At 75.5% G+C, this 26,304-nt stretch carries 21 protein-coding genes (1 of these 21 cut by a window edge); 7 read left to right on the forward strand and 14 right to left on the reverse strand.

What is annotated here, in order from left to right; translation table 11 throughout:
* Nucleotides 1-779: the 3' portion of an RDD family protein gene (locus tag ACFSJS_RS23400; protein ID WP_380903605.1), read on the forward strand. Its footprint begins 229 nt before the window's first position; the window shows 779 of its 1,008 coding nt (coding positions 230-1,008); the start codon falls outside the window, past its left edge; it ends in the stop codon at nt 777-779.
* A gap of 24 nt (nt 780-803) precedes the next feature.
* Here the strand turns inward: ACFSJS_RS23400 and ACFSJS_RS23405 are convergent, their stop codons facing one another.
* From ACFSJS_RS23405 to ACFSJS_RS23440, 8 genes are all read right to left on the reverse strand, one after another.
* Complete coding sequence (locus tag ACFSJS_RS23405) at nt 804-1,421, reverse strand: hypothetical protein (RefSeq protein ID WP_380903607.1); 618 nt, start codon at nt 1,419-1,421, stop codon at nt 804-806.
* A 78-nt stretch (nt 1,422-1,499) separates the two neighbouring features.
* The gene (gene ahcY / locus ACFSJS_RS23410; protein WP_380903609.1) at nt 1,500-2,981 is read right to left on the reverse strand and encodes an adenosylhomocysteinase; all 1,482 of its coding nucleotides are present in this window, start codon (nt 2,979-2,981) and stop codon (nt 1,500-1,502) included.
* 413 nt (nt 2,982-3,394) lie between these two features.
* Nucleotides 3,395-4,324, reverse strand: a complete 930-nt coding sequence (locus ACFSJS_RS23415) for a cation diffusion facilitator family transporter (RefSeq protein WP_380903611.1) — start codon at nt 4,322-4,324, stop codon at nt 3,395-3,397.
* A gap of 115 nt (nt 4,325-4,439) precedes the next feature.
* Nucleotides 4,440-5,660 carry a mannose-6-phosphate isomerase, class I gene (manA, locus tag ACFSJS_RS23420; RefSeq protein ID WP_380903613.1) on the reverse strand — a complete coding sequence of 407 codons (1,221 nt, stop codon included), beginning with the start codon at nt 5,658-5,660 and terminating at the stop codon, nt 4,440-4,442.
* 183 nt (nt 5,661-5,843) lie between these two features.
* Nucleotides 5,844-7,025, reverse strand: a complete 1,182-nt coding sequence (locus ACFSJS_RS23425) for an SIS domain-containing protein (RefSeq protein WP_380903615.1) — start codon at nt 7,023-7,025, stop codon at nt 5,844-5,846.
* Between the two features lie 36 nt (nt 7,026-7,061).
* Nucleotides 7,062-7,232, reverse strand: coding sequence for a Trm112 family protein (locus ACFSJS_RS23430; protein ID WP_380903617.1), 171 nt, complete (start codon nt 7,230-7,232; stop codon nt 7,062-7,064).
* A gap of 246 nt (nt 7,233-7,478) precedes the next feature.
* A complete protein-coding gene (locus tag ACFSJS_RS23435) occupies nt 7,479-8,837 on the reverse strand; it encodes a phosphomannomutase/phosphoglucomutase (protein ID WP_380903619.1) in 1,359 nt (452 codons plus the stop codon).
* 50 nt (nt 8,838-8,887) lie between these two features.
* On the reverse strand, nt 8,888-9,331 hold the full coding sequence (locus ACFSJS_RS23440; RefSeq protein WP_380903756.1) for a DUF3499 domain-containing protein: 444 nt from the start codon (nt 9,329-9,331) through the stop codon (nt 8,888-8,890).
* 347 nt (nt 9,332-9,678) lie between these two features.
* Between ACFSJS_RS23440 and ACFSJS_RS23445 the strand changes: the two genes are divergently transcribed.
* On the forward strand, nt 9,679-10,161 hold the full coding sequence (locus ACFSJS_RS23445; protein WP_380903621.1) for a metallopeptidase family protein: 483 nt from the start codon (nt 9,679-9,681) through the stop codon (nt 10,159-10,161).
* Nucleotides 10,162-10,210: 49 nt separating this feature from the next.
* Here ACFSJS_RS23445 and ACFSJS_RS23450 read toward each other — a convergent pair whose 3' ends face one another.
* The 3 genes from ACFSJS_RS23450 to ACFSJS_RS23460 form a co-directional block, all read right to left on the reverse strand.
* Nucleotides 10,211-11,758 (reverse strand): DUF5719 family protein, encoded by a 1,548-nt coding sequence (locus tag ACFSJS_RS23450; protein ID WP_380903623.1) that lies wholly within the window; start codon nt 11,756-11,758, stop codon nt 10,211-10,213.
* On the reverse strand, nt 11,755-15,687 hold the full coding sequence (locus ACFSJS_RS23455) for a glycosyltransferase (protein WP_380903625.1): 3,933 nt from the start codon (nt 15,685-15,687) through the stop codon (nt 11,755-11,757). The genes ACFSJS_RS23450 and ACFSJS_RS23455 overlap by 4 nt, the downstream gene beginning before the upstream one ends.
* 337 nt (nt 15,688-16,024) lie before the next feature.
* Nucleotides 16,025-16,288: a WhiB family transcriptional regulator gene (locus tag ACFSJS_RS23460; protein WP_003950432.1), complete on the reverse strand. Its 264-nt coding sequence runs from the start codon at nt 16,286-16,288 to the stop codon at nt 16,025-16,027.
* An 815-nt stretch (nt 16,289-17,103) separates the two neighbouring features.
* Between ACFSJS_RS23460 and ACFSJS_RS23465 the strand changes: the two genes are divergently transcribed.
* The 3 genes from ACFSJS_RS23465 to ACFSJS_RS23475 all read left to right on the forward strand — a co-directional run bounded on the left by ACFSJS_RS23465 (nt 17,104) and on the right by ACFSJS_RS23475 (nt 20,104).
* On the forward strand, nt 17,104-17,634 hold the full coding sequence (locus tag ACFSJS_RS23465) for a cysteine dioxygenase (RefSeq protein ID WP_380903629.1): 531 nt from the start codon (nt 17,104-17,106) through the stop codon (nt 17,632-17,634).
* A gap of 95 nt (nt 17,635-17,729) precedes the next feature.
* The gene (cofD, locus tag ACFSJS_RS23470; RefSeq protein ID WP_380903631.1) at nt 17,730-18,692 is read left to right on the forward strand and encodes a 2-phospho-L-lactate transferase; all 963 of its coding nucleotides are present in this window, start codon (nt 17,730-17,732) and stop codon (nt 18,690-18,692) included.
* An 8-nt stretch (nt 18,693-18,700) separates the two neighbouring features.
* Nucleotides 18,701-20,104: a coenzyme F420-0:L-glutamate ligase gene (locus ACFSJS_RS23475; RefSeq protein WP_380903758.1), complete on the forward strand. Its 1,404-nt coding sequence runs from the start codon at nt 18,701-18,703 to the stop codon at nt 20,102-20,104.
* Between the two features lie 21 nt (nt 20,105-20,125).
* On the opposite strand, the gene ACFSJS_RS23480 is transcribed toward ACFSJS_RS23475, so the two are convergent.
* From ACFSJS_RS23480 to ACFSJS_RS23490, 3 genes are all read right to left on the reverse strand, one after another.
* Nucleotides 20,126-21,091, reverse strand: a complete 966-nt coding sequence (locus ACFSJS_RS23480; RefSeq protein ID WP_380903633.1) for a DNA-3-methyladenine glycosylase family protein — start codon at nt 21,089-21,091, stop codon at nt 20,126-20,128.
* 22 nt (nt 21,092-21,113) lie between these two features.
* On the reverse strand, nt 21,114-22,196 hold the full coding sequence (manB, locus tag ACFSJS_RS23485; RefSeq protein WP_380903635.1) for a mannose-1-phosphate guanylyltransferase: 1,083 nt from the start codon (nt 22,194-22,196) through the stop codon (nt 21,114-21,116).
* 90 nt (nt 22,197-22,286) lie between these two features.
* Nucleotides 22,287-23,714, reverse strand: coding sequence for a peptidoglycan recognition protein family protein (locus tag ACFSJS_RS23490; protein WP_380903637.1), 1,428 nt, complete (start codon nt 23,712-23,714; stop codon nt 22,287-22,289).
* A gap of 138 nt (nt 23,715-23,852) precedes the next feature.
* Here ACFSJS_RS23490 and ACFSJS_RS23495 point away from each other — a divergent pair, with 138 nt between their 5' ends.
* On the forward strand, nt 23,853-24,635 hold the full coding sequence (locus tag ACFSJS_RS23495; protein ID WP_380903639.1) for a TIGR03089 family protein: 783 nt from the start codon (nt 23,853-23,855) through the stop codon (nt 24,633-24,635).
* A 236-nt stretch (nt 24,636-24,871) separates the two neighbouring features.
* Entirely contained in the window at nt 24,872-26,140 is a 1,269-nt protein-coding gene (locus ACFSJS_RS23500; RefSeq protein ID WP_380903641.1) for an LCP family protein, read from the forward strand.
* Nucleotides 26,141-26,304 lie beyond the last annotated feature (164 nt).

The following is a 26,304-nucleotide window of genomic DNA, read 5'->3' on the forward strand; positions in this document are numbered from 1 at the left end:
CGCTGAGCCACGGCCGTTCGCTGGGGAAGCTGGCGTGCGGGCTGCGGGTGGTGCGGGAGGACGGCGGTCCGATCCGCTTCCGCCACGCGCTGGTGCGCGGGGCGCTGGGCTTCGTGGAGATCCAGATGTCGGCCGGTGTGATCGCCTGCATCGCGTCCCTGGTGTCCGCGCGGGGGCGGCGGCTGGGCGACGTGTTCGCCGGGACGCTGGTGGTCCGGGAGCGGATTCCGGTGGCGCAGCCTGCTCCGGTGCCGCCCCCGCCGCCGTGGGTGGCGGGGCAGCTCGCGGGCCTCGACCTGTCGCGGGTGCCGGAGGGCCTGTGGCTGGCGGTGCGGCAGTACCTGCTCCGGGTGGACCAGCTCGATCCGCAGGTGAGCTGGTCGATGGCGCAGCGGCTGGCCGCGGACGTCGCGGCCCGCACCGGGGCCCCGGTTCCGGAGCGGATGCCCCCGGCCATGTACCTCTCCGGCGTGGTGGCCGAGCGGCAGGCGCGGGACGCCCGGCGGGCCTTCGGGGGCGGGCAGGGGGTGGGACGGCCCGCGGACGAGTCGCCCTTCGCTCCCCCCTCCCCTTCCGCCTCCTCCCCGCCCGCCGTCCCGCCGGCCCCGCCCGGCCCGTTCGGGGCGCCCGCTCCCGCCGCCCCCGAGGAGCCGGCCGGAGCCGTCCCCCCTCCGCCCGGAAGCCCTCCGGCGCCGCGCGGCCGCCCCGGAACCGGCTCCGGGGACGGGGAGCAGGACGCTCCGGAGGTCCGGCGGACCGGATTCGTGCCGCCCGCCTGATGTTCCGGCCGTCCGCGCCGCCCGTCACCGGGTGAAGGACGAGGGCGGCGACTCCAGATCCTCCAGTTCGATGCCGGGGGCGGCCAGGACGACGTCCCCGGCGATGTGGACGGAGTGCCGCTCCCCCGTCTCCAGGTCGTCGACCCGGTAGTGGTCCACGGTCAGGGGCCCGCTGTCGGTGGGGTGCGTCTCGCTGCCCTCCAGCGCCCATGCCTGGTCGAGGGTGCGGGGGGCGAGCACGGGCGGCGCGAACGAGACGAGGCGGACGCGGGTGGCGGGCGCGCCGGGCGCGGGGCGCAGCAGCCGGGCGGCGGCGACGAGGAAGGCCGGTGAGGCGCCGGTGAAGGCGCGGGCGGGCGCGTTGCCCTCCTGCGCGTGCTCGCCGGCCGGATCGGTGCGGACCCAGGTCACGCCGTCGAGGGCGGCACCGCGCACCTGCCAGTGGGCGGTGCGCAGCTCCAGGCGCAGGGGGCGGCCGAGGGCGTCCAGGGTGAGGTCGACGGAGCCCGTGTGGCCGCCGGAGGGCCCGGTGAGCCGTGAGGTGTAGCGCCAGCCGGTGGGGCCGGTGGCGCACTGGAAGTGCTCCTCCCCGAGGGGGGCGCGGTCGTGGGGGTCGTGGAGTGAGTAGCGGCCGCGGGGCATGGCGGGGTCCTTCACGGGTCAGGCCCCCGCCGGGAGCGGGGGCCTGACGCTGTCGCGTACGCGCTGTGCCGGGACGGGTCAGTAGCGGTAGTGGTCGGGCTTGTAGGGGCCTTCGACGGGGACGCCGATGTAGGCGGCCTGCTCCGGGCGCAGGGTGGTGAGTTTGGCGCCCAGGGCCTCCAGGTGGAGGCGGGCGACCTTCTCGTCGAGCTGCTTGGGCAGCACGTAGACGCCGACCGGGTAGGCGTCGGGCTTGGTGAACAGCTCGATCTGGGCGATGGTCTGGTTGGCGAAGCTGTTGGACATCACGAACGAGGGGTGGCCGGTGGCGTTGCCCAGGTTCAGCAGCCGCCCCTCGGAGAGCACGATGATGGCCTTGCCGTCGGGGAAGGTCCAGGTGTGGACCTGCGGCTTGACCTCGTCCTTGACGATGCCGGGGATCCGGGCCAGGCCGGCCATGTCGATCTCGTTGTCGAAGTGGCCGATGTTGCCCACGATGGCCTGGTGCTTCATCCGCGCCATGTGCTCGGCCAGGATGATGTCCTTGTTGCCGGTGGTGGTCACGAAGATGTCGGCGGTCTCCACCACGTCCTCCAACGTGGCGACCTGGTAGCCGTCCATGGCGGCCTGCAGCGCGCAGATCGGGTCGATCTCGGTGACGATGACGCGGGCGCCCTGGCCGCGCAGCGACTCCGCGCAGCCCTTGCCGACGTCGCCGTAGCCGCACACCACCGCCACCTTGCCGCCGATGAGGGTGTCGGTGGCCCGGTTGATACCGTCGATCAGCGAGTGGCGGCAGCCGTACTTGTTGTCGAACTTCGACTTCGTCACCGAGTCGTTGACGTTGATCGCCGGGAACAGCAGCGACCCGGCCCGCTGCATCTCGTACAGGCGGTGGACCCCGGTGGTGGTCTCCTCCGTCACCCCGCGGATCTCCGAGGCGAGGTTCGTCCACTTGGCCGGATCCTCACCCAGCGTGCGGGTGAGCAGCTCCAGGATGACCGCGTGCTCCTCGGACTCGGCCGTCGACGGATCCGGAACGGCCCCGGCCTTCTCGTACTCCACGCCCTTGTGGACCAGCAGCGTGGCGTCACCACCGTCGTCCAGGATCATGTTCGGGCCCCCGGTGGGCGCGTCCGGCCAGGTCAGCGCCTGCTCGGTGCACCACCAGTACTCCTGCAGGCTCTCGCCCTTCCAGGCGAACACCGGCACACCCCTGGGGTCGTCGGGCGTGCCCTCGGGCCCGACCGCGACCGCCGCGGCGGCGTGGTCCTGGGTGGAGAAGATGTTGCACGAGGCCCAGCGCACCCGGGCCCCCAACGCCACCAGCGTCTCGATCAGCACCGCCGTCTGCACCGTCATGTGCAGCGACCCGGTGATCCGAGCCCCCGCCAGCGGCTGCTGCCCGGCATACTCTCGGCGAATCGCCATCAGACCGGGCATCTCGTGCTCGGCCAGCGTGATCTCCTTGCGGCCGAACTCGGCCAAAGACAGATCCGCAACCTTGAAGTCCTGCGCAGTGTCGGTCGATGCGCCGGTGGGCGCGTCGGTCGTCGTCATCGGAAGCTGCTCCTCGGGTTGGTCGAGGTGGTACGGCTGGCTGGTCTGCGGCAGCGGGCAGGTGCGCCGGACCGGGCCCACCGGTGGTGTACCACCGTGCGCCTCGTCCTCGTACGCACCTGGTTGGACGTACGTGTCCCCTGACCGCAGCGCAGTCCGTCGGAGGCCCTCTCTCCCTCGGCCGACCCGTGTGGCCGCCCGACCGCCATCAGCAGCGACGTCTGTGCCCCATCGAATTTACACGCTCGGCCCGTCACCCGGTCGGCCCCGGGCGGAACGGCCACGCCGGACCGCTGTCTTCCGGCCGTACCCGGGCCGCGCTCCGGCCATGCCCGGCGGATGCGCGGAGGCGGCCCGGGGCGTCTTCCGCGCCCCGGGCCGCCTCCGCGATTCGGACCGTCCCCGCCGCCCCGTCACAGGGCCTTGGCGGCCTCCGCCCGGTAGAGGTCCGGCTCCAGGTAGATCACCCGGGCGATCGGGACCGCCTCGCGGATGCGGCCCTCTGCCTCGTCGATCGCGCGGGCGACCTCGGCCGCCGACTCGTGGCTCTCCACCGCGATCTTGGCGGCGACCAGGAGCTCCTCCGGGCCGAGGTGGAGCGTGCGCATGTGGATGATCCGGGTGACCCGCTCACCGTCCACGATCGCCTCGCGGATCTGCTGCAGGGCCTCGGGGGCGGCCGACTCGCCCAGCAGCAGGGACTTCGTCTCCACGGCCAGGATGATCGCGATCAGGACGAGCAGCACGCCGATGCAGACGGTGCCGATGCCGTCCCAGACCGGGTCGCCGGTCAGCAGGGCCAGCCCGACACCGCCCAGGGCCAGGATCAGGCCGACCAGCGCGCCGAGGTCCTCCAGCAGCACGACCGGCAGCTCGGGTGCCTTGGCGCGCCGGATGAACGCCGTCCACGACTGCGTGCCGCGGATCTGGTTGGACTCGTTGATGGCGGTGCGGAAGGAGAAGATCTCGGCGATGATCGCGAAGACCAGGACGCCCACCGGCCAGTACCAGTGGTCGAGGTCGTGCGGGTGCTTGATCTTCTGGTAGCCCTCGTAGAGGGCGAAGAGGCCGCCGACGCTGAACAGGACGATGGCCACCAGGAAGGAGTAGATGTAGCGCTCGCGTCCGTACCCGAAGGGGTGCTCCTCGCTCGCCTTCCGCTGCGACCTCTTGCGGCCGAGCAGCAGCAGCGCCTGGTTGCCGGAGTCGGCCACGGAGTGCACGCCCTCCGCGAGCATCGACGAGGAGCCGCTGAACGCGAATGCCACGAACTTGGCCACGGCGATGGACAGGTTGGCGCCCAGCGCGGCGACGATCGCCTTGGTTCCGCCTGATGCACTCATGGACGGGTGACTCCCCCTGGAAGGACTGCGGACTGGTTCCCGGCTTCCCGGTTCCGTGATCCGGAATCCCCCGGGCGGGCCGGGTTCTCCGGCTGGCTGGTGTTCCGCGCCGCGGCTACAGGGCCACGGTCGCGCGGAAGAGCGTACCGCCGCCCGAGACCGCCACACGCTCGCCCGCCCGGACGAAGGCGGACCGGCCGCCGGTGAGGACCAGCTCGGATCCGCCGCCCGGCCCGTCCGGTCCGCCCGCCTCCCGCAGGACGACCTCGCCGCCGGTGCAGAGCAGGATCTGCGGGGTGCGGTCGTCCAGGAGGCGCGGTTCGCCCTCCGGCACCAGCACGTGGCGGGAGAGCCGGAACTCGTCCACGGGCGTGGCGTACACCTCCTCGCCGCCCGGGGTGGTGCGGGGGCGCAGCACCTCCGGCTCGGTGGGCTCGAAGCGGACGACGCGCAGCAGCTCGGGCACGTCCACGTGCTTGGGCGTCAGGCCGCAGCGCAGCACGTTGTCGGAGTTGGCCATCAGCTCGACGCCGAGGCCGTCGAGGTAGGCGTGCGGGACCCCGGCGCCCAGGTAGAGGGCCTCGCCGGGCTCCAGGCGGACGACGTGGAGGAGCATCGCGGCCAGGACGCCCGGGTCGCCGGGGTAGTGGTCCGCGATCCCGGCGTACGCGGCGCACACGCCGGCGTACGGGCCGTCTCCGTCCGCGAGGCGGCGCGCCGCCCCGGCCGCCGCTCCGACGGTCTCGGCGACCGCGTCCCGGTCGGCGGTCAGGACGGCGGTGAGGACCTCGCTCAGCGCCTCGTCCTCGGGGCGGGCGCGCAGGATGTCCGCGTACGGCTTGAGGCCGTCGACGCCCAGGGCGTCCAGCAGCGCGGCGGTCGCACCGGGGGTGCGGAAGCCGCACAGCCCGGTGAAGGGGGTGAGGGCGCAGATGAGTTCGGGCTTGTGGTTGGCGTCCCTGTAGTTGCGGTGCGGGGCGTCGACCGGGACACCGCGCTCCTCCTCGTCGGTGAAGCCCTCCTTGGCCTGGACGAGGTCGGGGTGGACCTGGAGGGAGAGGGGCGAGGCGGCCGCCAGCACCTTGAGCAGGAACGGCAGCCGGGGGCCGAACGCCTCGACCGTCGCCGCTCCCAGCTCGCCCTCGGGGTCGGCGGCGATCACCTCGGACAGCGGGGTGTCGCCTCCGCCGCGGTCGACGCGGGACGGGGCTCCGGGGTGGGCGCCCATCCACAGCTCGGCCTGCGGTTCGCCGGTGGGCTCGGTGCCGAGCAGTTCGGGGATGGCGGTGGTGGAGCCCCAGGCGTAGGGGCGCACGGTGTTGGCGAGGAGGTCCATGCGGGTCGGCTTCCTTGGTCCTAGTTCCGGTGGTCCGATGGTCCGGTCCCGAACCTCGTCGTTCGGGTCGTCGGGGTGTTCACTTCGTTCGGGCGCCCGGACGCCCGGGGGCGGGGGTCCGGGACGGTCGTCGGTCCGGGACGGTCGTCGGGGTCCGGGGCGGCCGGGACCGGCGCTCCCGGGTCAGCGCCTCCCGCCTCCGGCGAGCCTGAGGTAGACGGCGGCGAAGTCCACGGTGGTGAGCAGTTCGGCGGCCGTCTCCAGCGGTGCGCTGCCCTCGGCCGGCTCCAGTTCGCTGACCTGGGTGCCGTTGGCGTACGCCAGGTCGCGCGCGGCCACGGCGGCGGAGTCCGCCGCCGGGGGCCCCTCGCGCAGCAGGACGACCCGGGCCTGCAGGGGCTCCGGTTCCTCCACGCGGTCCCGGAAGAAGTCCTCGGTGTCGTCGGTGCCGGAGAACGCTCCGGCCAGCAGGGCGCCGTGGAGGGTCATCGCCTCGGGCAGCGCCGCGGTCAGCGCCGGGCGGCCGCAGAGCGCGGCGAGGGTGGTGGCGCAGTGGCGGGCGACGGCCGCCGCGGCGGGGCCCTCGCTCCACAGCAGCGGCAGCGCGTCGGAGAACTCGGCGGCCAGCGTCTTGGCGGGGTTGCCGTAGGTGGGGGCGGCCGGGCCGCAGCGCTCGGCGGTCCGGTCGAGGCGGTCGGCGAGCGCGTCCAGCTCCCCGGAGCCCGCGGCCACCAGGCCGAGCCGGTCGGCGAGGACCAGCAGCGGGGTGAGCAGCGCCCACAGGACGCCGGGGGCGGCGACGGGCGGCCCTCCTCCCGGCCGGCCGGGTCCGGGCGCCACGGGGGCCCGGAGCCCCTCGTAGGTCTCGTCCGGTGTCCGGGCCAGCGGTACGGCGAGGCCGCGGGCCTGGACGGTGGCCTCGGACAGCGGGGCCGACGGGGGGCCGACGGAGACCACGGTGCAGCCGCGGCGGTACGCCTGCTCGACGAGCAGGGCCAGTCCGCCCTCGTGCCCGTCGGGGGTGACGAGCAGCAGCAGGTCCATCGGCCCGGCCCAGCCGGGGAGCGTCCAGCGCAGGGCTCCGGGGTCGGCGAGGGGACCGGTGGGCGGGATCAGGGTGACGGGGAGGGCGCCGCTGCCGAGGGCGCCCAGGAGGTCGGCGGCGCACGGGACGGCGGGGCCGGTGCCGGCGACGAGGACGGCCCGCGGCCTGCCGTCGGGGCGGAGTTCGGTCAGCCCCGCCTCGGTGGCGTACCGGAGGGCCGTGCGGACACGGGCTCCGGACGCGGCGGCTCCGCGCAGCAGGCCGTGGGTGTCGGCGCCGGCCAGGGCGTCGGGAGCGTCGAGCAGGGTCTCGTCCAGCATGTGCGGCCTCTCCGGTCGCCGGGGCGGTGTGGCTGCTCAGGCGGGGCGGCGGGCCTCGTCGACGAGGAGGACGGGGATGCCGTCGCGGATCGGGTACGCCAGCTTGCAGTCGGCGCCCTGGCAGACCAGTTCGTCCTCCTCCTCGCGGAGGGGGGCGTGGCACGCCGGGCAGGCGAGGATCTCCAGGAGGCCGGCTTCGAGCGGCATGGGTCGTCCCTTCGAGCAGGTGCGCGGGGGCGGTCGCGCGGTCGCGCGGTCGCCGTGCGGCCAGCGTACCGCCGGGGCGCCGGGGCCGGCCGGGGGGTGCGTCCGCGCGGGCGGGGCCGGTCCGGGCGGCGGCCCGGCGGCTCCCGTCCGGCGCCCGGACCGCGCGGCCGGCACGGCACGGGCGGCGCCGCGCGGGTGCCGCGTGCGCGGCCGGACGCGCGGGGCGTCCGGCCGCACACCGGGCCGTCAGGCGCGGATGATGGCCAGGACCTCGTCGCGGACCGCGGCGACCGTCTCCGCGTCGCGCCCCTCGACGTTCAGGCGCAGCAGCGGTTCGGTGTTGGAGGGGCGCAGGTTGAACCACCAGTCGGCCGCCGTGACGGTCAGGCCGTCCAGTTCGTCCAGCTCCAGGCCCTCGCGGCCGGAGTAGGCGGCCTTGACGGCGGCGGCCCGGCCGGCCTGGTCGTCGACGGTGCTGTTGATCTCGCCGGAGGCGACGTAGCGGTCGTACCGCGCCACCAGCTCCGACAGGGTGCCCTGCTGGCCGCCGAGCGCCGCCAGCACGTGGAGCGCGGCGAGCATGCCGGTGTCGGCGTTCCAGAAGTCGCGGAAGTAGTAGTGGGCGGAGTGCTCGCCGCCGAAGATCGCGCCGGTGCGCGCCATCTCCTCCTTGATGAAGGAGTGGCCCACCCGGGTGCGCACGGGGGTGCCGCCCGCCTCCCGGACCACCTCGGGGACGGACCAGGAGGTGATGCAGTTGTGGATCACCGTGGAGCCCGGTGCCCTGACCAGCTCGCGGGAGGCCACCAGGGCGGTGATCGCCGAGGGGGAGACCGGCTCGCCGCGCTCGTCGACGACGAAGCAGCGGTCGGCGTCGCCGTCGAAGGCCAGGCCGATGTCGGCGCCGACCTCCCGCACCCGGGCCTGGAGGTCGACGATGTTGGCCGGATCCAGCGGGTTGGCCTCGTGGTTGGGGAAGGTGCCGTCGAGCTCGAAGTACATCGCGTCCAGCTCGACCGGCAGGCCCTCGAGGACGGTGGGGACGGTGTGGCCGCCCATGCCGTTGCCCGCGTCCACCACGACCTTCAGGGGGCGGATGGCGGTGAGGTCCACCAGCGAGCGCAGGTGGGCGGCGTAGTCGGTCAGGACGTCCCGCTGGGTGACCGTGCCCGGCTTCTCCACCGGCTCGGGGGCGCCGGCGTCGGCCCACTCCTCCACCAGGGCGCGGATGTCGGCCAGGCCGGTGTCCCGGCCGACCGGCGCGGCGCCCGCCCGGCACATCTTGATGCCGTTGTACTCGGCCGGGTTGTGGCTGGCGGTGAACATGGCGCCGGGCAGGCCGAGGCTGCCGCTGGCGAAGTAGAGCTGGTCGGTGGAGCACAGGCCGATCTCGGTGACGTCGGCGCCGCGGGCGGCCGCGCCCCGGGCGAAGGCGCGCGACAGGCCCGGCGAGGAGGGGCGCATGTCGTGTCCGACCACGATCGCCTCCGCGCCCGTGACCGTCGCGAACGCCGCGCCGAAGAGTTCGGCGAGCCTGTCGTCCAACTGGCCGGGCACCACACCACGTACGTCGTACGCCTTCACGATCTGTGACAGGTCAGGCACGGTTCACCCCTTCTGGAGTATCTGATGTCGCCCCAAATGTAACGGGGCGGTCAGTTGTCGGGTGAACGGAGTACCCGCAGGTGGCCGCGGCGGGCCACCTCCATCAGGTCCGTCTCGCGCACACGGCCCGGACCGGACTGCTCGGTGGGGGCGGAGGGCCTGCGCTGGGGGGTGCGGGCGGCTTCGCGCACGGCGTTGGCCAGTGCTTCGAGGTCGTCACCGCTCGGGCGCGCGGGGCCGGGGTCCACGGCGAGGCGCACGACCTCCCAGCCGCGCGGGGCCGTCAGCCGCTCCGAGTGCTCGGAGCACAGGTCGTAGCAGTGGGGCTCGGCGTAGGTCGCCAGGGGACCGAGGACGGCGGTGGAGTCCGCGTAGACGTACGTCAGCGTCGCCACGGCAGGGCGGCCGCACGCGGTGCGCGAACAGCGACGTACAGGGCTCACGACGTTGGACGGTACCGCACTCTTGAGCGGGCCGCGACGACTCTCCGGCAGGTCACCCTGTTGTGTCGTCCCGCTCCGCCCGTGCCGCCCGTTCCGGTGACGGCTCGGCTGACCTGCCATGCGACGGAAAGAGCCGATTTGCCGGGGCCGCAGGGGCCGTTATCGGTTCGTTCGCATACCGTCACCGAGGGGCGACCATCGATCGAAGAACTGACCGAAGCCGCATCAGGGGAACCAGGAACGATCAGTGCCCGGCGCCCGCCGGGGACGCCGGAGCGGCCCGGCCCCGCGGCCCCGCGCCACTCCCGCCCGCCCGCGCTCCCGCGCCCCCCGTCACCGCCCCCGCGGCTCGCGGCCCGCGGCCCGCCGGCCGTCCCCGGACGGCTACTCTCAGGGTGATGAGCAACCCCGTACCGCCCCACAGGCCCGACCCGCGGCCACCGCGCCGCCGGGACCGCCACGGGCGCGGCATGCGCGGCCCCCTCGCCCCGCCGCAGGTGCCGCTGGCCATGAGCCGCGCCGACGCCTTCGACGACCTGGTGCGCGACTCCGTCGACCGGCTGGAGAGGCAGTGGCCGCAGCTCGCCGGGGTGGAGTTCGTCGTGCAGGAGGTGCCGCCCGCCCCGGCCGCGGAGGACGGCACGACCGACGGCTGGGTCGACGGCTGGGCCGACGGTCCGGACAGCGTCCCCCTGGGCCGGTACGCGGCCGCGCGGGACGGCCGCCCCGACCGCATCGTCGTCTACCGCCGCCCCATCGAACTGCGGGCCAAGACGCGCGACGACCGGGCGCTGCTCGTCCACGAGGTGGTCGTCGAGCAGGTCGCCGAACTCCTCGGGCTGGCCCCCGAGTCGATCGACCCCCGCTACGGGCAGGACTGAGCGGGCGGACCGGGCGCCGGTCGCGCCGCCCGCCCGGTCCGCCGGGCGCTCAGTCGACCAGGACCGACAGGTCCTGCCCGGCCTCGGGCACCGCCACCGTCCCGCGGTCGTCGGGGAGCGTCTGCACGGTGAACATCGGCAGGCCGTCCTCCTCCAGCGACAGCGTCCGGGCGGCGTACACCTCCCCGCCCGACAGCCGCTCGACGGTGATCGCGTAGCGGCCCCGGCCGCCCTCGGGCCGCAGGTCGTCCACGGACGTGGTGGTGCCGGCCTTGAGGGTGAGCGTCCTGCTGACCGGTTCACCGCCGCCGCTGGCCGCCGAGGCCGTCACCCGCACCTCCGCGGCCCGGCCCGGCGCCACCAGCGACAGGGTCGTCGCGCTGCCCCCGCCGTCCCCGCCGCGCGTCCCGGCGTCGCTCCCGGCGGCCGAGGCCCTCTCCCTGACCGGCTCGGCGGCGGGCACGAAGGCCGACTCCTGGGCGCCGCCCTTGCCGCGCACCACCCGCACGGCCGCCACGACCTGGCCGCCCCCGCCGTCCTCGGCCGGGGACAGCACCAGCGAACCCGCCTCGCCCCGGGTGACGTTCCCCAGGTCCACGGCGACGGTCGTCCCCCGCTTGACGTGCAGGGTCTCCTGGCCCGCGGGGGTGATCAAGCCGGTGGGGGTGGCCAGCCGCACCTTCAGGTCCGCGTCCCGATCGCCGGGCGCGAAGACGACCAGGCGCGTGCTGGTGGCGTCCGGCGGGAGGCCCGGCATCACCAGGTCGCCGCCGGACCGCGCGGAGGCGGTCAGCCAGTCGCCGCCGAACTTCTCGTCCAGCGACTGCACCTGGGCGCCGATCCGGCCGGTGCGCGCCACCACGTGCAGGACCACGTCCTGCACCGGGGCGGTGGAGAGCGCCGAGAGCAGCACCGGGACGGTGGACCGGCCGGGGACGTTGATGCCCTGGCCGCTGTCGGTCCGCACCGAGCCGTCCTCGCCGTACAGCTCCAGGTCGACCACGGCCGGGGAGTCGTCGGGGTTGGTGAGGTGGATGTAGTCCTGGCGCTGCTCGGCGGTGCTGGTGCCGGGGAACCAGAAGTCCGTGCCGGGCACGGTGCACGACAGCCCCTGGAGCCCGCGCCCGCTGCCCGCGGCGACGAGGGTGGTCTGCTGGACCGTCCAGCCGGGCGCGAGGGCGCCGTCCGCCGACCCGGTGAGCGCGGGCGAGGCGCTCCCGTCGGTCTCGGCCGTGACGGGGGTGCCGGGTTCCGCCAGCGGCACGAACGGCTCGGGTTCGCCGGACTCCCCGCCGTTCCCGCCGCCCTCCAGGGTGCTCCCGGCCGGCAGCAGCCCGGCCCCGTCCTTCCCGGCCCCGCCCTTTCCGGAGGCGCCCTTCCCCGAAGCCCCCCGGGGCGTGAAGGCGGTGTAGGCCGTCTCGCCGATCTCCGAACCGGTCGGCTTCGGGCACACCAGCGTGGAGCGCTCCACGGGGAGGCGGCTCGCGGACACGGGGGCGGCGGCCGGCTCGCCGGAGGGCGCGGTCAGCGCGGCGACCCCGGTGACGGCGGCCAGCGCAGTGGCCACGGCGATCAGGGACTGGGCGGTGCGGTTCATGCGTGGTCGCTCCTGTTGCCGTACGCGGTGCCGTCCTGGGGGTGGCCGTCCTGGCCGTAGCCGCCCTGGGGGTAGCCCTCCTGGGGGTAGCCGCCCTGGGGGTGGCCGCCCTGGCCGTAGCCCTCCTGGCCGTAGCCCTCCTGGGGGTAGCCGCCCTGGCCGTAGCCCTCCTGGCCGTAGCCCTCCTGGGGGTAGCCCTCCTGGGGGTAGCCGCCCTGGCCGTAGCCCTCCTGGCCGTAGCCCTCCTGGTCGTAGCCGTGGCCGTCCCGTCCGGTCCCGCCAGTCCGGGCGTACGGGTCGTACGGGTCGTACGGGGGAGCCTGCGGCGGCGGGCCGGCCCGGTCCGCCCGGTACTCGTCCCAGGCGCTCCAGTCCTGCTGCCCGGAGGAGTACGAGGGCTCGGGCTCCGGCCCCGGCCCGTGCGGCGGCTCCTGCCCGGCGGGCACCGGGTCCGCGGCCGCCGGAGGGGCCTGCGGGGCCGGGGGCGCCCCCGGGGTCTGCGGCACGCCGTCCGCGGCGGCCTGGGCCGTCTCCTGCGCCGCCCGCAGCCTGCGGGCCCGGCGGCCCTCGCCCTCGACCGGCCGGTCGGGGACGGTCTCCGCCTCGGGCAGGTCGTCGTCGACCTCGCGGCGCCGGCCGGGCAGCGCCATGACCAGCACGACCAGTCCCAGGAAGCCCTGCGCCCACACCCATCCGGTGTGCGCGGCGGAGGTCTCGTACACCAGGTCCAGCCGGCCGCCCCCGGCCGGGAGCTCGAAGCCCTGGGCCCAGCCGTCCACGGTGACCGGCTTCAGCGGACGGCCGTCCAGCGTGGCCCGCCAACCGGGGTCGGCGGCGTCGGCGATCCGCAGCACCCGCCCGGCGGGACCCGCCGGGACGTCGGTGTGGGCCTCGACGGGGCCCGCCGCGACGGCCACCGGACCGTCCGCCGCGTCCCCGGTGCCGCCGGCCGCGCCCGGCCCGCCCCGGCCCGGCTCGCCGGGAACGATCGTGATGCGGGCGATCTGGGCGTCCACCCGCCACAGCGCACTGCCGTCCTCCTGGCTCAGCCGGGACAGGCCCGGCGTGGCGTCCAGCACCCGGCTCATCTCCCGGGGGGCGCCGTCGCGCACCAGGACGTAGCGGATCGCGTAGCCGCCGAGCTGGTCGGCCTGGTCGGCGCCGGAGCCCGCGACCAGGTTGCCGACCACCCCGTCCAGCCGCCGGTCGGAGCCGATCGCACGGGCCACGTCACCGTCGCCCAGGCGCACCCCGGCGCCGCGCACGAGGGTGTACGAGACCCGCACCGGTCCGCCGGAGACGGCCCTCCCGGCACCGCCCTCGCCGTCGAGGACGAGGGTGCGGGGCTGGTCGCGGGTGGCGCTCTCCTCGGCGACGAACGCCGGGACCTGCACCGGGCTGCGCCGCGACAGCGGGCCGTCGGCTCCGGCCGCCATCCAGCCGACGGCGGCCACCAGGGGTGCGGCAGCGGCCGCGGCCGCGATGAGCACGGCGACCGGCTGGCGCCAGCCGAAGCTCTGGGCGGCGACGCGGCCGCGCGCCCCCTCGGCACCGAGCACCGCCGCCGTCAGCAGCGCCAGCCCGTAGACGAGGGTCGCCGGGCCGGCCCAGCCGGAACCGTTGGAGAGCGCGGCGAAGAGCAGACCGGTCAGGGCCGCCACCCAGGCGGCGCCGATCGCCGCCCGCCGCTCGGCGCGCAGCAGTGCGGCCAGCGCGGCCAGCGGCACGCCGACGAAGAGCAGCCCGATCGTCGTGCCCGGCCCGCCGGGGTTGAGGGCCAGCAGTCCGGCCACGGAGGCGGTGCCCCCGCCGTACTCCAGGCCGGCCTCCTCCAGGAAGGCCGACGGGCCGGTGAGCAGCTCCAGGGACCACGGCGCGAGCAGCACCAGCGGGACCAGCAGCAGCACGGCGACGCGAGCGGCGTACGCCCCCGGGTGCGCGCGCTGCCGCACCCGCACGGCGAGCACGGCCAGGCCCAGCACCGCGGCGACCGGCCAGACCACGGGCGTGAAGGCGGTGGTGAGCGCGAGCAGCAGGGCGCAGGCCCACGCCGGCCGCCACCCCGGCTTCGCCTCGGGTCCGGCACCGGACGGGATCCGCATCCCGGAGGCCGCGACCGCGGCCCGCGCCATCAGGGGCAGCGCCACGGCGAGCACGGCGGTGCCCAGGCGGCCGCCCGCCAGCGCCCCGGTGGCGGCGGGCAGGAAGGCGTAGGCGACCGCTCCCCAGGCGCGCAGCAGGCGTGAGCCGACCAGCGACCGGGAGGCGAAGTAGGCGGTGAGCCCGGCCAGCGGCACCGAGCAGACCAGCAGCAGGGTGAGGGTGAGGCCGGTGCTGCCGAACAGGACCGCGGCAAGCGTGGCCAGGACCGCCAGGTACGGCGGCGCGGCCTCGGTGGCGCCGGTGCCCACCGGCTGCCAGGTCCGGAGGTGGCGCTCCCACAGGTCGGAGACGTCGCCGGGCGCGGGCAGCAGGGCACCGCCCGCCAGGGCGCCGCCGCCCAGCAGGTTGCGGCAGGCGACGAGGGAGACGAGGAGGAGGACGGCGAAGAGCACGGGGGCCGGCTTGCGGGCGATCCGCTTCAGCCGGGCGAACTGCTCGACCTCCAGGAAGTCGGCGTCCTCGTCGCCCGGTCCGGACTCGACGGAGCCGTGCCGGCCGCCGGAGGAGAGGTCGGGGTCGGAGCGGCCGGCGAAGTTGCCCGCGACCTGCTCGACGGTGGCCCGCACCGTGGCGCCGGGCGGCGGGAAGAGGGGGCGCAGGTCGCCGTGGGGGACCACCGGTCTGCCGCGCCTGCGCCGGGCGTTGAGGACGAGGCCGGGGCGCAGCAGGACGCGCGCGAGTCCGCTGAACTCGTCGAGCGCCTGCCCGGGGACCTTGCCGACCAGGTAGGCGACCATCCGCAGCAGGGTGCCCAGCACCAGCCGGAGCAGGATCCAGGGCAGCAGCTTCCCGGGGGCGTTGACGAGGAGCGTGTAGACGGCGCCCGCCTTGTCCACCCGGTGCGGGCTCGCGGCCGAGCGCCCCGCGCAGTCGACGGGGCGCCGCTCGCGGGAGGCCGCCTCGGCGTGCCGCACGACGGCCTCGGGCGCCACGATCACCCGGTGCCCGGCCGCCTGGGCGCGCCAGCACAGGTCCACGTCGTCGCGCATCAGCGGAAGCCTGCGGTCGAAGCCGCCGAGCTGCTCGAAGACGTCGCGGCGCACGAGCATCCCGGCGGTGGAGACGGACAGCACCTGCCGCACCTGGTCGTACTGGCCCTGGTCCTGTTCGCGCCGGTCCAGGCCGGTCCAGCGGCGGCCGCTGTTGGCGATGGAGACGCCGACCTCCAGCAACTGGCGGCTGTTGTACCAGCTGCGGAGCTTGGGGCCGACGACGGCGGCCGCCTCGTCGGCGTCGGCGGCGCGCAGCAGTTCGGCGAGCGCGTCCGGCGCGGGCGCGCAGTCGTCGTGCAGCAGCCACAGCCACTGGACCGGCTCGCCGTGGGGGAGTTCGGGCATGTCGTACGCCTCGTCGCGCCAGCTCCGGGTGACCGGGTCCCAGCCGCTGGGACGCCTGAGGTAGGGCAGGTCGTCGGGGCCGAGGGCGGGCGCGGTGCGCACGGCCTCGTCGACGGCCGCGCCGAACCCGGTGCGGCGGGCGAGGTGGAGCACGCGGTCGGGGCCGAGGGCCTCGGTGACCAGCCGGGCGGAGCCGTCGGCGCTGCCGGTGTCGGCCGCGACGACGTTCTGCACCGGCCTGGTCTGGCCGTTGAGCCCGGCGAGCACGTCGGGCAGCCAGCGCTCGCCGTCGTGGGAGACGAGCACGGCGGTGACGACGTGCCGCGGGAACTCCGGGGGGTTCGAGGGGTCGGACGCCCCGGGCTGCGGGGAAGCGAACGCTGCGGTGGCCGCCTCGTACTGGGCCGCCGGGTGGCTGTGCACGGACATCGGGGTAGGGGCCCTCCGGCCGGGGTCCGGGGGTCGCCCCCCGGAAGGCTGCTGCGTCGGACTGCTGTTGACCTGTGCGGCCCTGTGCGGGCCTGTGTGGGCTGGCCGGACGCGGGGTGCCGTGGGGCGCGCCGCGTCGTGGACGGCCCCCCACACTAATGGCTGAACGGGTCCCGCAGTTCGGCGTCCCGGCAGGCGGCCCCGGACAGCGGTCCGCCCCCCGTGCGGCGCACGGGGGGCGGATGGACCGCCATGGGCGGTTGTGCCGGGCCTGTTCCGCTCCGTCCGGCGCGCCGGGGGGCGCTTCGCCGGACAGCCGCGCAGCCGGTGTCCGGTGTCAGACGGCGGCCTTCTTCAGGCGGCGGCGCTCCCGCTCGGAGAGGCCGCCCCAGATGCCGAACCGTTCGTCGTTGGCGAGGGCGTACTCCAGGCACTCGGAGCGCACCTCGCAGGCGAGACAGACCTTCTTGGCCTCGCGCGTCGAGCCGCCCTTCTCCGGAAAGAAGGACTCGGGGTCGGTCTGGGCGCACAACGCGCGCTCCTGCCAGCCGAGCTCCTCGTCCGCCTCTTCGACCAGCAGTTGTTCGAACAGCTCGGTCATGCGCTCGCCCCTCGTCTGTCTTAGCGTCCCCGTGATGCTGTCGTTATCGATCCCGGCCGAACGACACGAGTGAAATTACAAGTGTGTGCATCCACCCGAGTCAAGCCGAGTTCTGCTAATGGGCCCGTTATTCACCCTGCGGAACCAAGCCCACACAATAAGTGTTTAAATCAGCACAAACCATGACACCCAGATCGGGCATCCCGCCCACTCCTCCCCCCTCGCCCGGGAGGACGCGGCCCGGGCCGGCTCCGTTGCCCACCGCGCTCCGAAGCGATCGAGATCACAGTTGGATCACAGGTCCGCAACGGCGTTCGTGCGCGCGGATGTTGCGCCGCATGTCCCCTCTCGGCGCGCATAAACCTTTCAGCGGCACGGGTGACCGGATGTGGTGAACCTCTCCCCCCAAACCGGCCGGCCGGTTGACAGCGGGACGGGGCACCCGGTCTCCTTGGTCCCATGCCAGCGACTTCCGCGCCCAGCCCGGCCCGCACCCGCGGGTCCCTTCGCGCTGCCCGGGCCCTGTGTCGCTGTCGCTGTTGCCGCCGCCGCTGAGGCAGCCGAGGCGCCGGCGCGTCCGGAGCGTCGCGACACCGCGGCGCTGAAGCCCCGGGGCGTTCGGCCCCGGGAACGGCCCCCTCTCCGCGGGCCTTCCACCGCGTGTCCGCCCCGTTTCCACGGCCGCCTCCGCGCGCCCCTCCCTCCCCCTCCCGGCAGCACCGCCGGGCCGTGGCACCCGTGCGCCGCCGCACAACCCCGCGCCCGCACCGCGCCACCCGCCACCTCCCACCCGCCACCCCAGAGGACCACCCCCCGTGAACAGCGACGTCGAGATCGCCGGAGACCCGCTCGCCCTCCCCCACCTCCTGCCGCCCGCCCCCGCCCACCCTGCCACCGTCGCCGGATTCGCCGGCCTGGCCCGCGCGATCGCCGCCGACCGCCCCTCCTGGGCCCCCCTCGTGCGGTACGACGCCACCACCCGCTGGTACCACCGGCTGCGCACCGGCCCCGGCTACGAGGTCTGGCTGCTGAGCTGGGTGCCGGGCCAGGGCAGCGGACCGCACGGCCACGGCCCCTCCTCCGCGGTGCTCACCGTCCTCGACGGGGAACTGACCGAGCGGACGCCGCGGGGGACCCGCACGCTCGGGGCCGGGACGCAGCGGGTCCTCGCCCCCGGCCACGTCCACGACATCGCCAACGACGCCCTCGAACCCGCCGTCAGCCTGCACGTCTACTTCCCCGGCCTGACCGAGATGCCGGTGCACGGCCCCCGTCCGGCCGCACGCCCGGCCGTCCCGGACGCCGCCGTCCCGGACGCCGCGGCGCCGGGGCTGCCGCTCGGCTGACGCCTCCCCGACCGTCCCCCGGGGCGGGGACCGGAGCCCTCCCGGCACCCGGCCTCCGCTCCGGGCGGCGGCCCCCGGCTGAGAGACTGTCGGGCATGCAGCGCATTGTGGTTCTGGCCGGGGGCATCGGTGGTGCCCGTTTCCTGCGCGGTCTCAAGGCGGCCGCGCCCGACGCCGAGATCACGGTCATCGGCAACACCGGGGACGACATCCACCTCTTCGGGCTGAAGGTCTGCCCGGACCTCGACACGGTGATGTACACCCTCGGGGGCGGCATCCACGAGGAGCAGGGCTGGGGCCGCGCGGACGAGACCTTCACCGTCAAGGAGGAGCTGGCCGCCTACGGCGTCGGGCCGGAGTGGTTCGGGCTGGGCGACCGCGACTTCGCCACCCACATCGTCCGCACCCAGATGATCGGCGCGGGCTACCCCCTCAGCGCCGTCACCGAGGCCCTGTGCACGCGCTGGCAGCCGGGCGTGCGGCTGCTGCCGATGACCGACGACCGCGTCGAGACCCACGTGGTGATCGAGACCGGGGACGGCGACCGCAGGGCCGTCCACTTCCAGGAGTACTGGGTGCGGCTGCGCGCCTCGGTGCCCGCGCGGGCGGTGGTGCCGGTCGGCGCCGAGCAGTCCAAGCCGGCGCCGGGGGTGCTGGACGCCATCGCCGGGGCCGACGTGATCCTCTTCCCGCCGTCCAACCCGGTGGTGAGCATCGGCACGATCCTCGCCGTGCCCGGCATCCGCGAGGCGGTCGCGGGCGCCGGGGTGCCGGTGGTGGGCCTGTCCCCCATCGTCGGGAACGCCCCGGTGCGCGGTATGGCCGACAAGGTGCTGGCCGCCGTCGGCGTGGAGGCCACCGCCGCGGCCGTGGCCCGGCACTACGGCCAGGGGCTGCTGGACGGCTGGCTGGTGGACACCGTGGACTCCGCCGCGGTGGCGGAGGTCGAGGAGGCGGGGATCCGCTGCCGGGCCGTGCCGCTGATGATGACGGACGTCGGGGCCGCCGCCGCGATGGCCCGCGAGGCGCTCGCGCTCGCCGCGGAGGTGCAGGCGTGAGGGGCGTCATGGGGGAGACGGGGACGCCCAAGGTCCCCGCGTACCAGGTGTGGGCGCTGCCCGGCATCCCCGAGGTGCGGCCCGGCGACGACCTGGTGAAGCTGATCGCGGACGCCGCCACCGCACCGGGGCTGCCCGGACTGGCCCACGGCGACGTGCTGGTGGTCACCTCGAAGATCGTCAGCAAGGCCGAGGGGCGGGTGGTGGAGGCCGCCGACCGCGAGGCCGCGATCGACGCCGAGACCGTGCGGGTGGTCGCCCGGCGCGGAAGGGCGCGGATCGTGGAGAGCCGGCACGGCTTCGTGATGGCCGCGGCCGGCGTCGACGCCTCCAACACCCCCGCCGGGACGGTGCTGCTGCTCCCCGAGGACCCGGACGCCTCCGCCCGCCGCATCCGCGACGGCCTGCGGGAGCTGCTGGGCGTGACGGTCGGGGTCGTGGTCACCGACACCTTCGGACGGCCGTGGCGGGTGGGCCAGACCGACGTGGCGGTCGGTGCCGCCGGGGTCCGCGTGCTCCAGGACCTGCGCGGCGGCACCGACGCGCACGGCAACCCGCTGGGCGTGACGGTCACGGCCGTCGGCGACGAGCTAGCCGGAGCCGGCGAGTTGGTGAAGGGCAAGGCGGACGGCCTGCCGGTCGCGGTGGTGCGGGGCCTCCCCCAGCACGTGCTGTGGGACGACGCGCCCGGGGACGCGGACGCGGACGGCGCGCGGGAGGCAGCGGACCCCGACACCCCGCGCCCCGGGGAGGACCCCGGGGCGCGCGCCCTGGTGCGGAGCGCCGCCGACGACATGTTCCGCCTGGGCACGTCCGAGGCCGTGCGGGAGGCGGTGACGCTGCGGCGCACCGTCCGGGAGTTCACCGATGAGCCGGTGGACGGTGCGGCGGTGCGGCGCGCGGTGGCGGCGGCGGTGACGGCGCCGGCGCCGCACCACACCACGCCGTGGCGCTTCGTGCTGCTGGAGTCGGCCTCCTCGCGCCTGCGCCTGCTGGACGCCATGCGCGACGCCTGGATCGCGGACCTGCGCCGCGACGGGAGGAGCGAGGAGAGCATCGCGAGGCGGATCCGGCGCGGCGACGTGCTGCGCAACGCGCCGTACCTGGTGGTGCCGTGCCTGGTGGCCGAGGGGGCGCACTCCTACCCGGACGAGCGGCGCTCCCGCGCCGAGCGCGAGATGTTCGTGGTCGCGGCCGGGGCAGGGGTGCAGAACCTGCTGGTCGCCCTGGCGGGCGAGGGCCTGGGGTCGGCGTGGGTGTCCTCCACCATGTTCTGCCGCGACGTGGTGCGCGAGGTGCTGGACCTGCCCGGCGACTGGGACCCGATGGGCGCGGTGGCCGTGGGGCGTCCGGCGGCCCCTCCGGCGGCGCGCCCGGCGCGGGCGGCCGACGACTTCACCGTCGTGCGCTGACGGGCGCCCTGCGCGGACGCCTCACAGCCGGGCGATGTCGACGCGCGGGAAGCGGGGCGCGCGGCGCGGCGGGGTGCGGCCGGTGGCCAGGAGCAGCCGGGTGGCGCGGTGGCGCTGGCCCGCGTAGGGCGCGAGCAGTTCCAGCATCCGCGCGTCGTCACCGCCGCGCTCGCCGGTGAGGGCGTACACCACGATGCCCGGCAGGTGGAGGTCCCCGACGGTCACCGCGTCCGCCGCGCCGTTGGTGCGCTGGAGGGTCTCCGCCGCCGTCCACGGCCCGATGCCGGGGATCGCGGTCAGGCGGGTCACCGCCGCCGCCAGGTCCATGCCCGCCGCCTCCTCCATGCGCCGGGCGCGTGCGACGGCGCGCAGGATGGTGGATGAGCGCTTGTTGTCCACCCCCGCGCGGTGCCACTCCCAGGAGGGGATCAGCGCCCAGGTGCGGGGCTCGGGCATGACGTGCATCCCCTCGGGGAGCCGGTCGGCCGGGCCGGGCGCGGGTTCGCCGTACCGCCGCAGCAGCCGTCGCCAGGCGCGGTACGCCTCGTCGGTGGTGACCTTCTGCTCCAGGACCGAGGGAATCAGCGACTCCAGCACCAGTCCGGTGCGGACCAGCCGCAGCCCGGGGTGGCGGCGGTGCGCCTCGGCCACCAGCCGGTGGCGGGGGACGAACTCCGACGGGTCGTCACCGTCGCCGAGCAGCGCCGGGAGGCCGTCGAGCGCCCACTGCGCCCCCGGCCCCCACGCCTCGGCGGTGACCTCTCCCGCGGCCGGGTCCGCGGCGATCCTGAGGGTCGCCGGGCCGCAGGGCGTGCGGGTGGCCCGCCAGACCGCGCCGCCGGCGACCCGGTAGGCGGGGTCGTGGGGGCCGCGCTGCAGGACGCGCAGGTTGCGGCGCAGGTCGTCCGGCCCGTACGGCCACGGCGGCGCCCAGCGGCGGACGGACCGGGGGCTCTGCCGGGCGGCGGAGTGCGCTGTGGTGCTCACGAGGGCTCCGGTCTGCGGAGGGTCAGCAGTCGGAGGAGAAGCGTACGGAGCCCGGCGCCAGGCGGGCGTCACACCACACCCGGATGCCGCCGCGCAACTCGTTGTCCTCACCGACGACGGCGCCGTCTCCGACGACCGCGCCGTCCAGTACCGTACGCGCCCCTATCCGCGCGCCCGTGCCGACCAGCGAGTCGCGCACCACGCTACCGGGACCGACCACAGCGCCGTCCAGGAGCGTGCTGCCGTGCACACGCGCGCCGGCGCCCACCACCGCGCCCGTACCGACCGACGTGCCGCCGGTCAGCTTGGCGTCGGACGCCACCTCGGCGCCCGCCAGCACCAGCCGCTCGCCGCGGCGCCCGGGGACGGCCGGGGAGGGCGCGCGGCCGAGCACCAGGTCGGCCGAGCCGCGCACGAACGCCTGCGGGGTGCCCAGGTCCAGCCAGTAGGTGGAGTCGACCATGCCCTGCAGGTGGGCGCCGTCGGCGAGCAGTCCGGGGAAGGTCTCGCGCTCGACGGAGACGGGGCGGTCGGCGGGAATGGCGTCGATCACGGACCGGGTGAAGACGTACGCGCCCGCGTTGATCTGGTCGGTGACGATCTCCTCGGGGGTCTGCGGCTTCTCCAGGAAGGCCGTGACCCGGCCGTCCCCGTCGGTGGGGACCAGGCCGAAGGCGCGCGGGTCGGCCACCCGGGTCAGGTGCAGGGAGACGTCCGCGCCCGAGGAGGTGTGGGTCTCCACCAGGGCGCGGATGTCGAGGCCGGTGAGGATGTCGCCGTTGAAGACCAGGACCGGGTCGCCGGGGGCGGAGCGGAGCCGGGAGGCGACGTTGCGGATGGCGCCGCCGGTGCCCAGCGGCTCCTCCTCGGTGACGTACTCCAGGTGGAGGCCGAGCGCGGAGCCGTCGCCGAAGTACGGCTCGAAGACCTCCGCGAGGTAGGAGGTGGCCAGCACGACGTGCTCGACTCCGGCCGCCCGGGCGCGGGCCAGCTGGTGGGTGAGGAAGGGCACTCCGGCCGCCGGGACCATGGGCTTGGGGGTGTGCACCGTCAACGGGCGCAGCCGGGTTCCCTTGCCCCCGACGAGGAGGATCGCTTCTGTCACCGGTTCTTCTCTGCTTCCTGCTGGGGACCGTGTCGGGTGGCCGGGCCAGTGTAGGCGGCCGTCCGGCACGGTCCCCGGCGCCGGGTGCGCCTACCTGCCCTGGAGGCGGGCCGCGCTCTCCCGGATGGTGCCCAGCTTGGCGTAGAGCCGGCTGCCGGGGCAGTCGGTGACGTAGCCGTCGCGGTGCCCGGAGACGGTCTGGAGCCTGACCTGGGCGCCCTTGGCGTACTTGCCGCCGCCCGACGTCATGACCGCGGTGCCGCGCGGGTTGACGCCGTGCAGGCCGAGCTTCCACGCGACGAGCTTGGAGACGGCGTTCACCGCCGCGGAGGGGGGGTTGGTGCTGTTGAAGGAGCCGAGGACGGCGATGCCGGTGCTGTTGGCGTTGAAGCCGTAGGTGTGGGCCCCCATCACCGGTTTGGCCACGCCGCCGGCGCGGCCCTCGTAGATCTTGCCGCACTTGTCGACGAAGAAGTTGTAGCCGACGTCCCGCCAGCCGTTGCTCTTGACGTGGTAGCGGTAGATGCCGCGGATGAGGGCCGGCGCCTGCGAGCAGGTGTAGCCGTTGCTCATCGCCGTGTGGTGGACGAAGGCGACCTTGACGGTGTTGGTGTAGAGGAACGACCCGCGGATGCTCTCGTCGGCTCCCCAGCCGCGGCGGGTGACGATGGCCGGGCGGGGGCCGATGGGTGCCAGGGCTCCGGCCTCCTCACCGGCGGCCTCCGCGTCGACGGTCTCCGCGTCGACGGCCTCTTCGCCGGCGGCCTCTTCGCCGGCGGCCTCCGCGCCGTCGCGCACCGCCGGCAGGTCCTCGCGGGTCTCCTGCTGGTCCTGGGCGGGGATCTCGAGGGCGCCGAGGGGGGCGAGGGCGGCGTTGGCCTCGCTGCTGGCGCGCGCCTGGGGCGTGAAGTCGTCGGCAGGTGCCTCCCCGGGGTCGACCAGTTCCAGGCGCAGGCCCTCGGGGAGCTTGTGCCAGCCCCCGGACTCCTCGTCCCTCTCCGGCACGACGCGCGCCTGCACTCCGTCGGAGGCACCAACCCACAGCGGCGCGGTGCCGCCGCGCACGCCCTTGCCGCCTTCGGCCGAGGCGGGGTCGGGGGCGTCGGCGTGGGCCTCCAGCTCCTGCCAGGACGTCCAGGTGCCGTCGGTGGCGGACTTGGTGCGCACCTGGATCCGGCCGTGCAGCTCCTCCTCCGGTTCGTTCCAGACCACGCCCAGCAGCGCGAAGGGCTCGACGTCGCGCGCCGGGAGGCCGAGGGAGACGGCGTCGGGGGACTCGGGGGGCTCGGGGGACTCGGGCGATCCGGGCGGGGTCGCCGTGGGGGTCGCGGGCGCCGGTTCCAGCGGTACGAGCGGCAGCGACTGGGTGCTGCCCGGCAGCCGGGGCGCCGTCACGGGAACGGGGGCGGAGGCGGGGGCGGCGGAGGCGCTGTCCGTCATGCCGTCGGGCAGGGACAGCGGCAGCACCGCGGCCGCCGCACACACGACGCCGATCGAGGACGCAATAAATGCACGCATATGACAGATCTTGGACATAAGCGGCGAAGCTGTCTAACGGGGAGCTGACACCCTGTCGCCCTGAGTGCCTCTCACGCGGCCCGCCGGCGAGTCCCTCCCCACGCTCCGGCGGCGGGCGGCCCGCGTACCCTGGCGCCGATGAACACCACCGACCGCACCCCCGCCGACCTGCTGCGATCCGCGCTCGCCGCGGACCCGGCCCGGCCGCTGACGACCTTCTACGACGATGCCACCGGCGAGCGCGTCGAACTCTCCGTCGCCACCCTCGCCAATTGGGTGGCGAAGACCGCCAACCTCCTCCAGGACGAGCTGTCCGCCGAGCCCGGCGACCGCCTCGCCCTGCTGCTGCCCGCCCACTGGCAGACCTCGGTCTGGCTGCTCGCCTGCTCCTCGACCGGGGTCGTCGCCGAGCTGCCCGCCGACCCCTCCGACTCCGCGGCCGTCTCCGCGGCGGCCTCCGCCGCGGACCTCGTCGTCAGCGGACCGGACACCCTCCAGGAGGCGCGCGCCTGCTCGGGCGAGCGCATCGCGCTCAGCCTGCGCCCCCTGGGCGCCCGCTTCCCCCAGCCGCCGGAGGGCTTCACCGACTACGCGGTCGAGGTTCCGGGTCAGGGCGACCACTTCGCCCCGTACGCCCCGGTCGACCCGGACGCGCCCGCGCTGGTGGTCGGCGGCGAGGAGCTGACCGGCGCGCAGATCGTCGAACGCGCCCGCGCGGACGCCGCAGCACGCGGGCTCGAGCCCGGCTCGCGGCTGCTGTCGACGCTGCCGTACACCGGCTGGGACGGAGTCTCGGCGGGACTGTTCGCCCCGCTGGCCGCCGGCGGCTCGGTCGTGCTCTGCCGCCACGCGGACCGGCTGGACGCGGCGGGGGCGAGGCGGCGCGGGGAGAGCGAGCGCGTCACCCACACCGCGGGCTGACCGGACCCCTCCCCGCCCGCGGTGCCCTCCCCCGGGCGGCGGCGCCCCGCCGCCCGGAGAAAATCCGCCCTTTCCCGGACCGATCCACCCGGCCCACCCGGCCCGCCGCCGCACGGACGGGTTTTCCTCGCTCCGGATACAACCACGCGCCTCCCTCCGGTGTCTGTACAGGAGACCGGCAGCCGCACGCCTGTGCACGCCGGACGCCGCCGACCGCGCGAGGGATGGGCTCAGACGTGACCGAACCAGAGGGCACGCCCCAGGCAGAGCACCGGGCCGAGGAGGGCCTCCCGCTCCGGCCGCTCCGGCCCCGCCGCCGCCGGCTGCGCTGGGCCGCCCTGGGCGCGTCCCTCGCCGTGCTCGCGGCCGGAGGAGCGGCCCTGCACCTCTACGACAGGCTCGAAGGCAACATCCGCACCGACGTGGAGGCCGTCAACCAGCTGCGGCGCTTCGAGGGCGAACGCCCGCGGCCGGTCGTGCAGGAGGCGAAGAACATCCTCCTGATCGGCTCCGACGACCGCAGCGGCGAGAACGGCAGGTACGGGCAGGACACCGGCACGCAGCGCTCGGACACCACGATCCTGCTCCACCTGTCCGCCGACCGGTCCGGCGCCACGGGGGTGTCGATACCGCGCGACCTGATGGTGGACATACCCGCGTGCGAGCGACCGGACGGCACCCTCACCGAACCCCTGTTCACCCAGTTCAACTGGGCCTTCGAGAGGGGCGGCACGGCCTGCACGGTGCGCACCGTCGAGCAGTTGACCGGGATCCGGGTCGACCACCACCTGGTGGTCGACTTCACCGGCTTCAAGAAGCTGGTGGACGCGGTCGGCGGCGTCGAGGTCTGCCTGGCCGAGCCCGTGGACGACCCCGACGCCCACCTCGTCCTGGACGCGGGCCGGCAGCTCCTCGACGGCGAGCAGGCCCTCGGCTACGTCCGCGCGCGCAAGGGCATCGGGGACGGCAGCGACACCCAGCGGATGGCCCGGCAGCAGGACTTCCTGAAGTCGCTGCTGAGCGAGGTGCGCGACGACGGGATCCTGACCAGCCCGGCGGAGCTGTACCGGGTGTTGGACGCGGTGACGTCCTCGCTCACCGCCGACCCCGGGCTGGACTCCCTCGCCGAACTCTACGAGCTGGCGGACAGCGTGCGCGGCATCCCCGAGGGCCGGGTGCGGTTCCTCACCGCGCCCCGGCAGCCGTACACCTACAATCCCAACCGCGACGAGCTGGTGCAGCCCGCCGCCGACCGGCTGTTCGCGGCGCTCCGCGACGACCGGCCGGTCCCCGCGGACCTCCTGGCCGGCCCGTCGGACGGCCCTTCGGGGGCCTCGTCCGGCGCACCGTCCGCGAGTCCGTCCGGCGAACCGGCGCCGCGGGGGGCCCTCCGCGCCCAGGAGGCCGCCGCGGACCCCGACGCGGACCCCGGGGCGTCACCGGCGGGGATCACCGTTCCGGGGGACGGCGCCGGGTCCCCGTCCGCCGGGAACCCGTGCGGATGAGCGCGAACGGATTCGAACGGGCGCGGTCGGCCGGAGCCCGGAGAGAAACAGCACAACTTCCACAGCAGGCAAAAGACATGGAATGTCCCGTTCGGGAGGAAAGTTACGTGCAGACAGGGGTGCTTGACACCCGACTGTGACAGATAGTGTGAGCAATCCGGTGC

It is taken from the genome of Streptomyces desertarenae (assembly GCF_042681365.1).
In the GTDB taxonomy this organism is placed as follows: Bacteria; Actinomycetota; Actinomycetes; order Streptomycetales; family Streptomycetaceae; genus Streptomyces; species Streptomyces desertarenae.

Excerpts from the sequence above, each read along its gene's own strand:
- ACFSJS_RS23405 (WP_380903607.1), bottom strand. The coding sequence starts at position 1,421 with ATGCCCCGCGGCCGCTACTCACTCCACGACCCCCACGACCGCGCCCCC.
- ahcY (WP_380903609.1), bottom strand. The coding sequence starts at position 2,981 with ATGACGACGACCGACGCGCCCACCGGCGCATCGACCGACACTGCGCAG.
- ACFSJS_RS23415 (WP_380903611.1), bottom strand. The coding sequence starts at position 4,324 with ATGAGTGCATCAGGCGGAACCAAGGCGATCGTCGCCGCGCTGGGCGCC.
- manA (WP_380903613.1), bottom strand. The coding sequence starts at position 5,660 with ATGGACCTCCTCGCCAACACCGTGCGCCCCTACGCCTGGGGCTCCACC.
- ACFSJS_RS23425 (WP_380903615.1), bottom strand. The coding sequence starts at position 7,025 with ATGCTGGACGAGACCCTGCTCGACGCTCCCGACGCCCTGGCCGGCGCC.
- ACFSJS_RS23430 (WP_380903617.1), bottom strand. The coding sequence starts at position 7,232 with ATGCCGCTCGAAGCCGGCCTCCTGGAGATCCTCGCCTGCCCGGCGTGC.
- ACFSJS_RS23445 (WP_380903621.1), top strand. The coding sequence starts at position 9,679 with ATGAGCAACCCCGTACCGCCCCACAGGCCCGACCCGCGGCCACCGCGC.
- ACFSJS_RS23450 (WP_380903623.1), bottom strand. The coding sequence starts at position 11,758 with ATGAACCGCACCGCCCAGTCCCTGATCGCCGTGGCCACTGCGCTGGCC.
- ACFSJS_RS23455 (WP_380903625.1), bottom strand. The coding sequence starts at position 15,687 with ATGTCCGTGCACAGCCACCCGGCGGCCCAGTACGAGGCGGCCACCGCA.
- ACFSJS_RS23460 (WP_003950432.1), bottom strand. The coding sequence starts at position 16,288 with ATGACCGAGCTGTTCGAACAACTGCTGGTCGAAGAGGCGGACGAGGAG.
- cofD (WP_380903631.1), top strand. The coding sequence starts at position 17,730 with ATGCAGCGCATTGTGGTTCTGGCCGGGGGCATCGGTGGTGCCCGTTTC.
- ACFSJS_RS23475 (WP_380903758.1), top strand. The coding sequence starts at position 18,701 with ATGGGGGAGACGGGGACGCCCAAGGTCCCCGCGTACCAGGTGTGGGCG.
- ACFSJS_RS23490 (WP_380903637.1), bottom strand. The coding sequence starts at position 23,714 with ATGCGTGCATTTATTGCGTCCTCGATCGGCGTCGTGTGTGCGGCGGCC.
- ACFSJS_RS23495 (WP_380903639.1), top strand. The coding sequence starts at position 23,853 with ATGAACACCACCGACCGCACCCCCGCCGACCTGCTGCGATCCGCGCTC.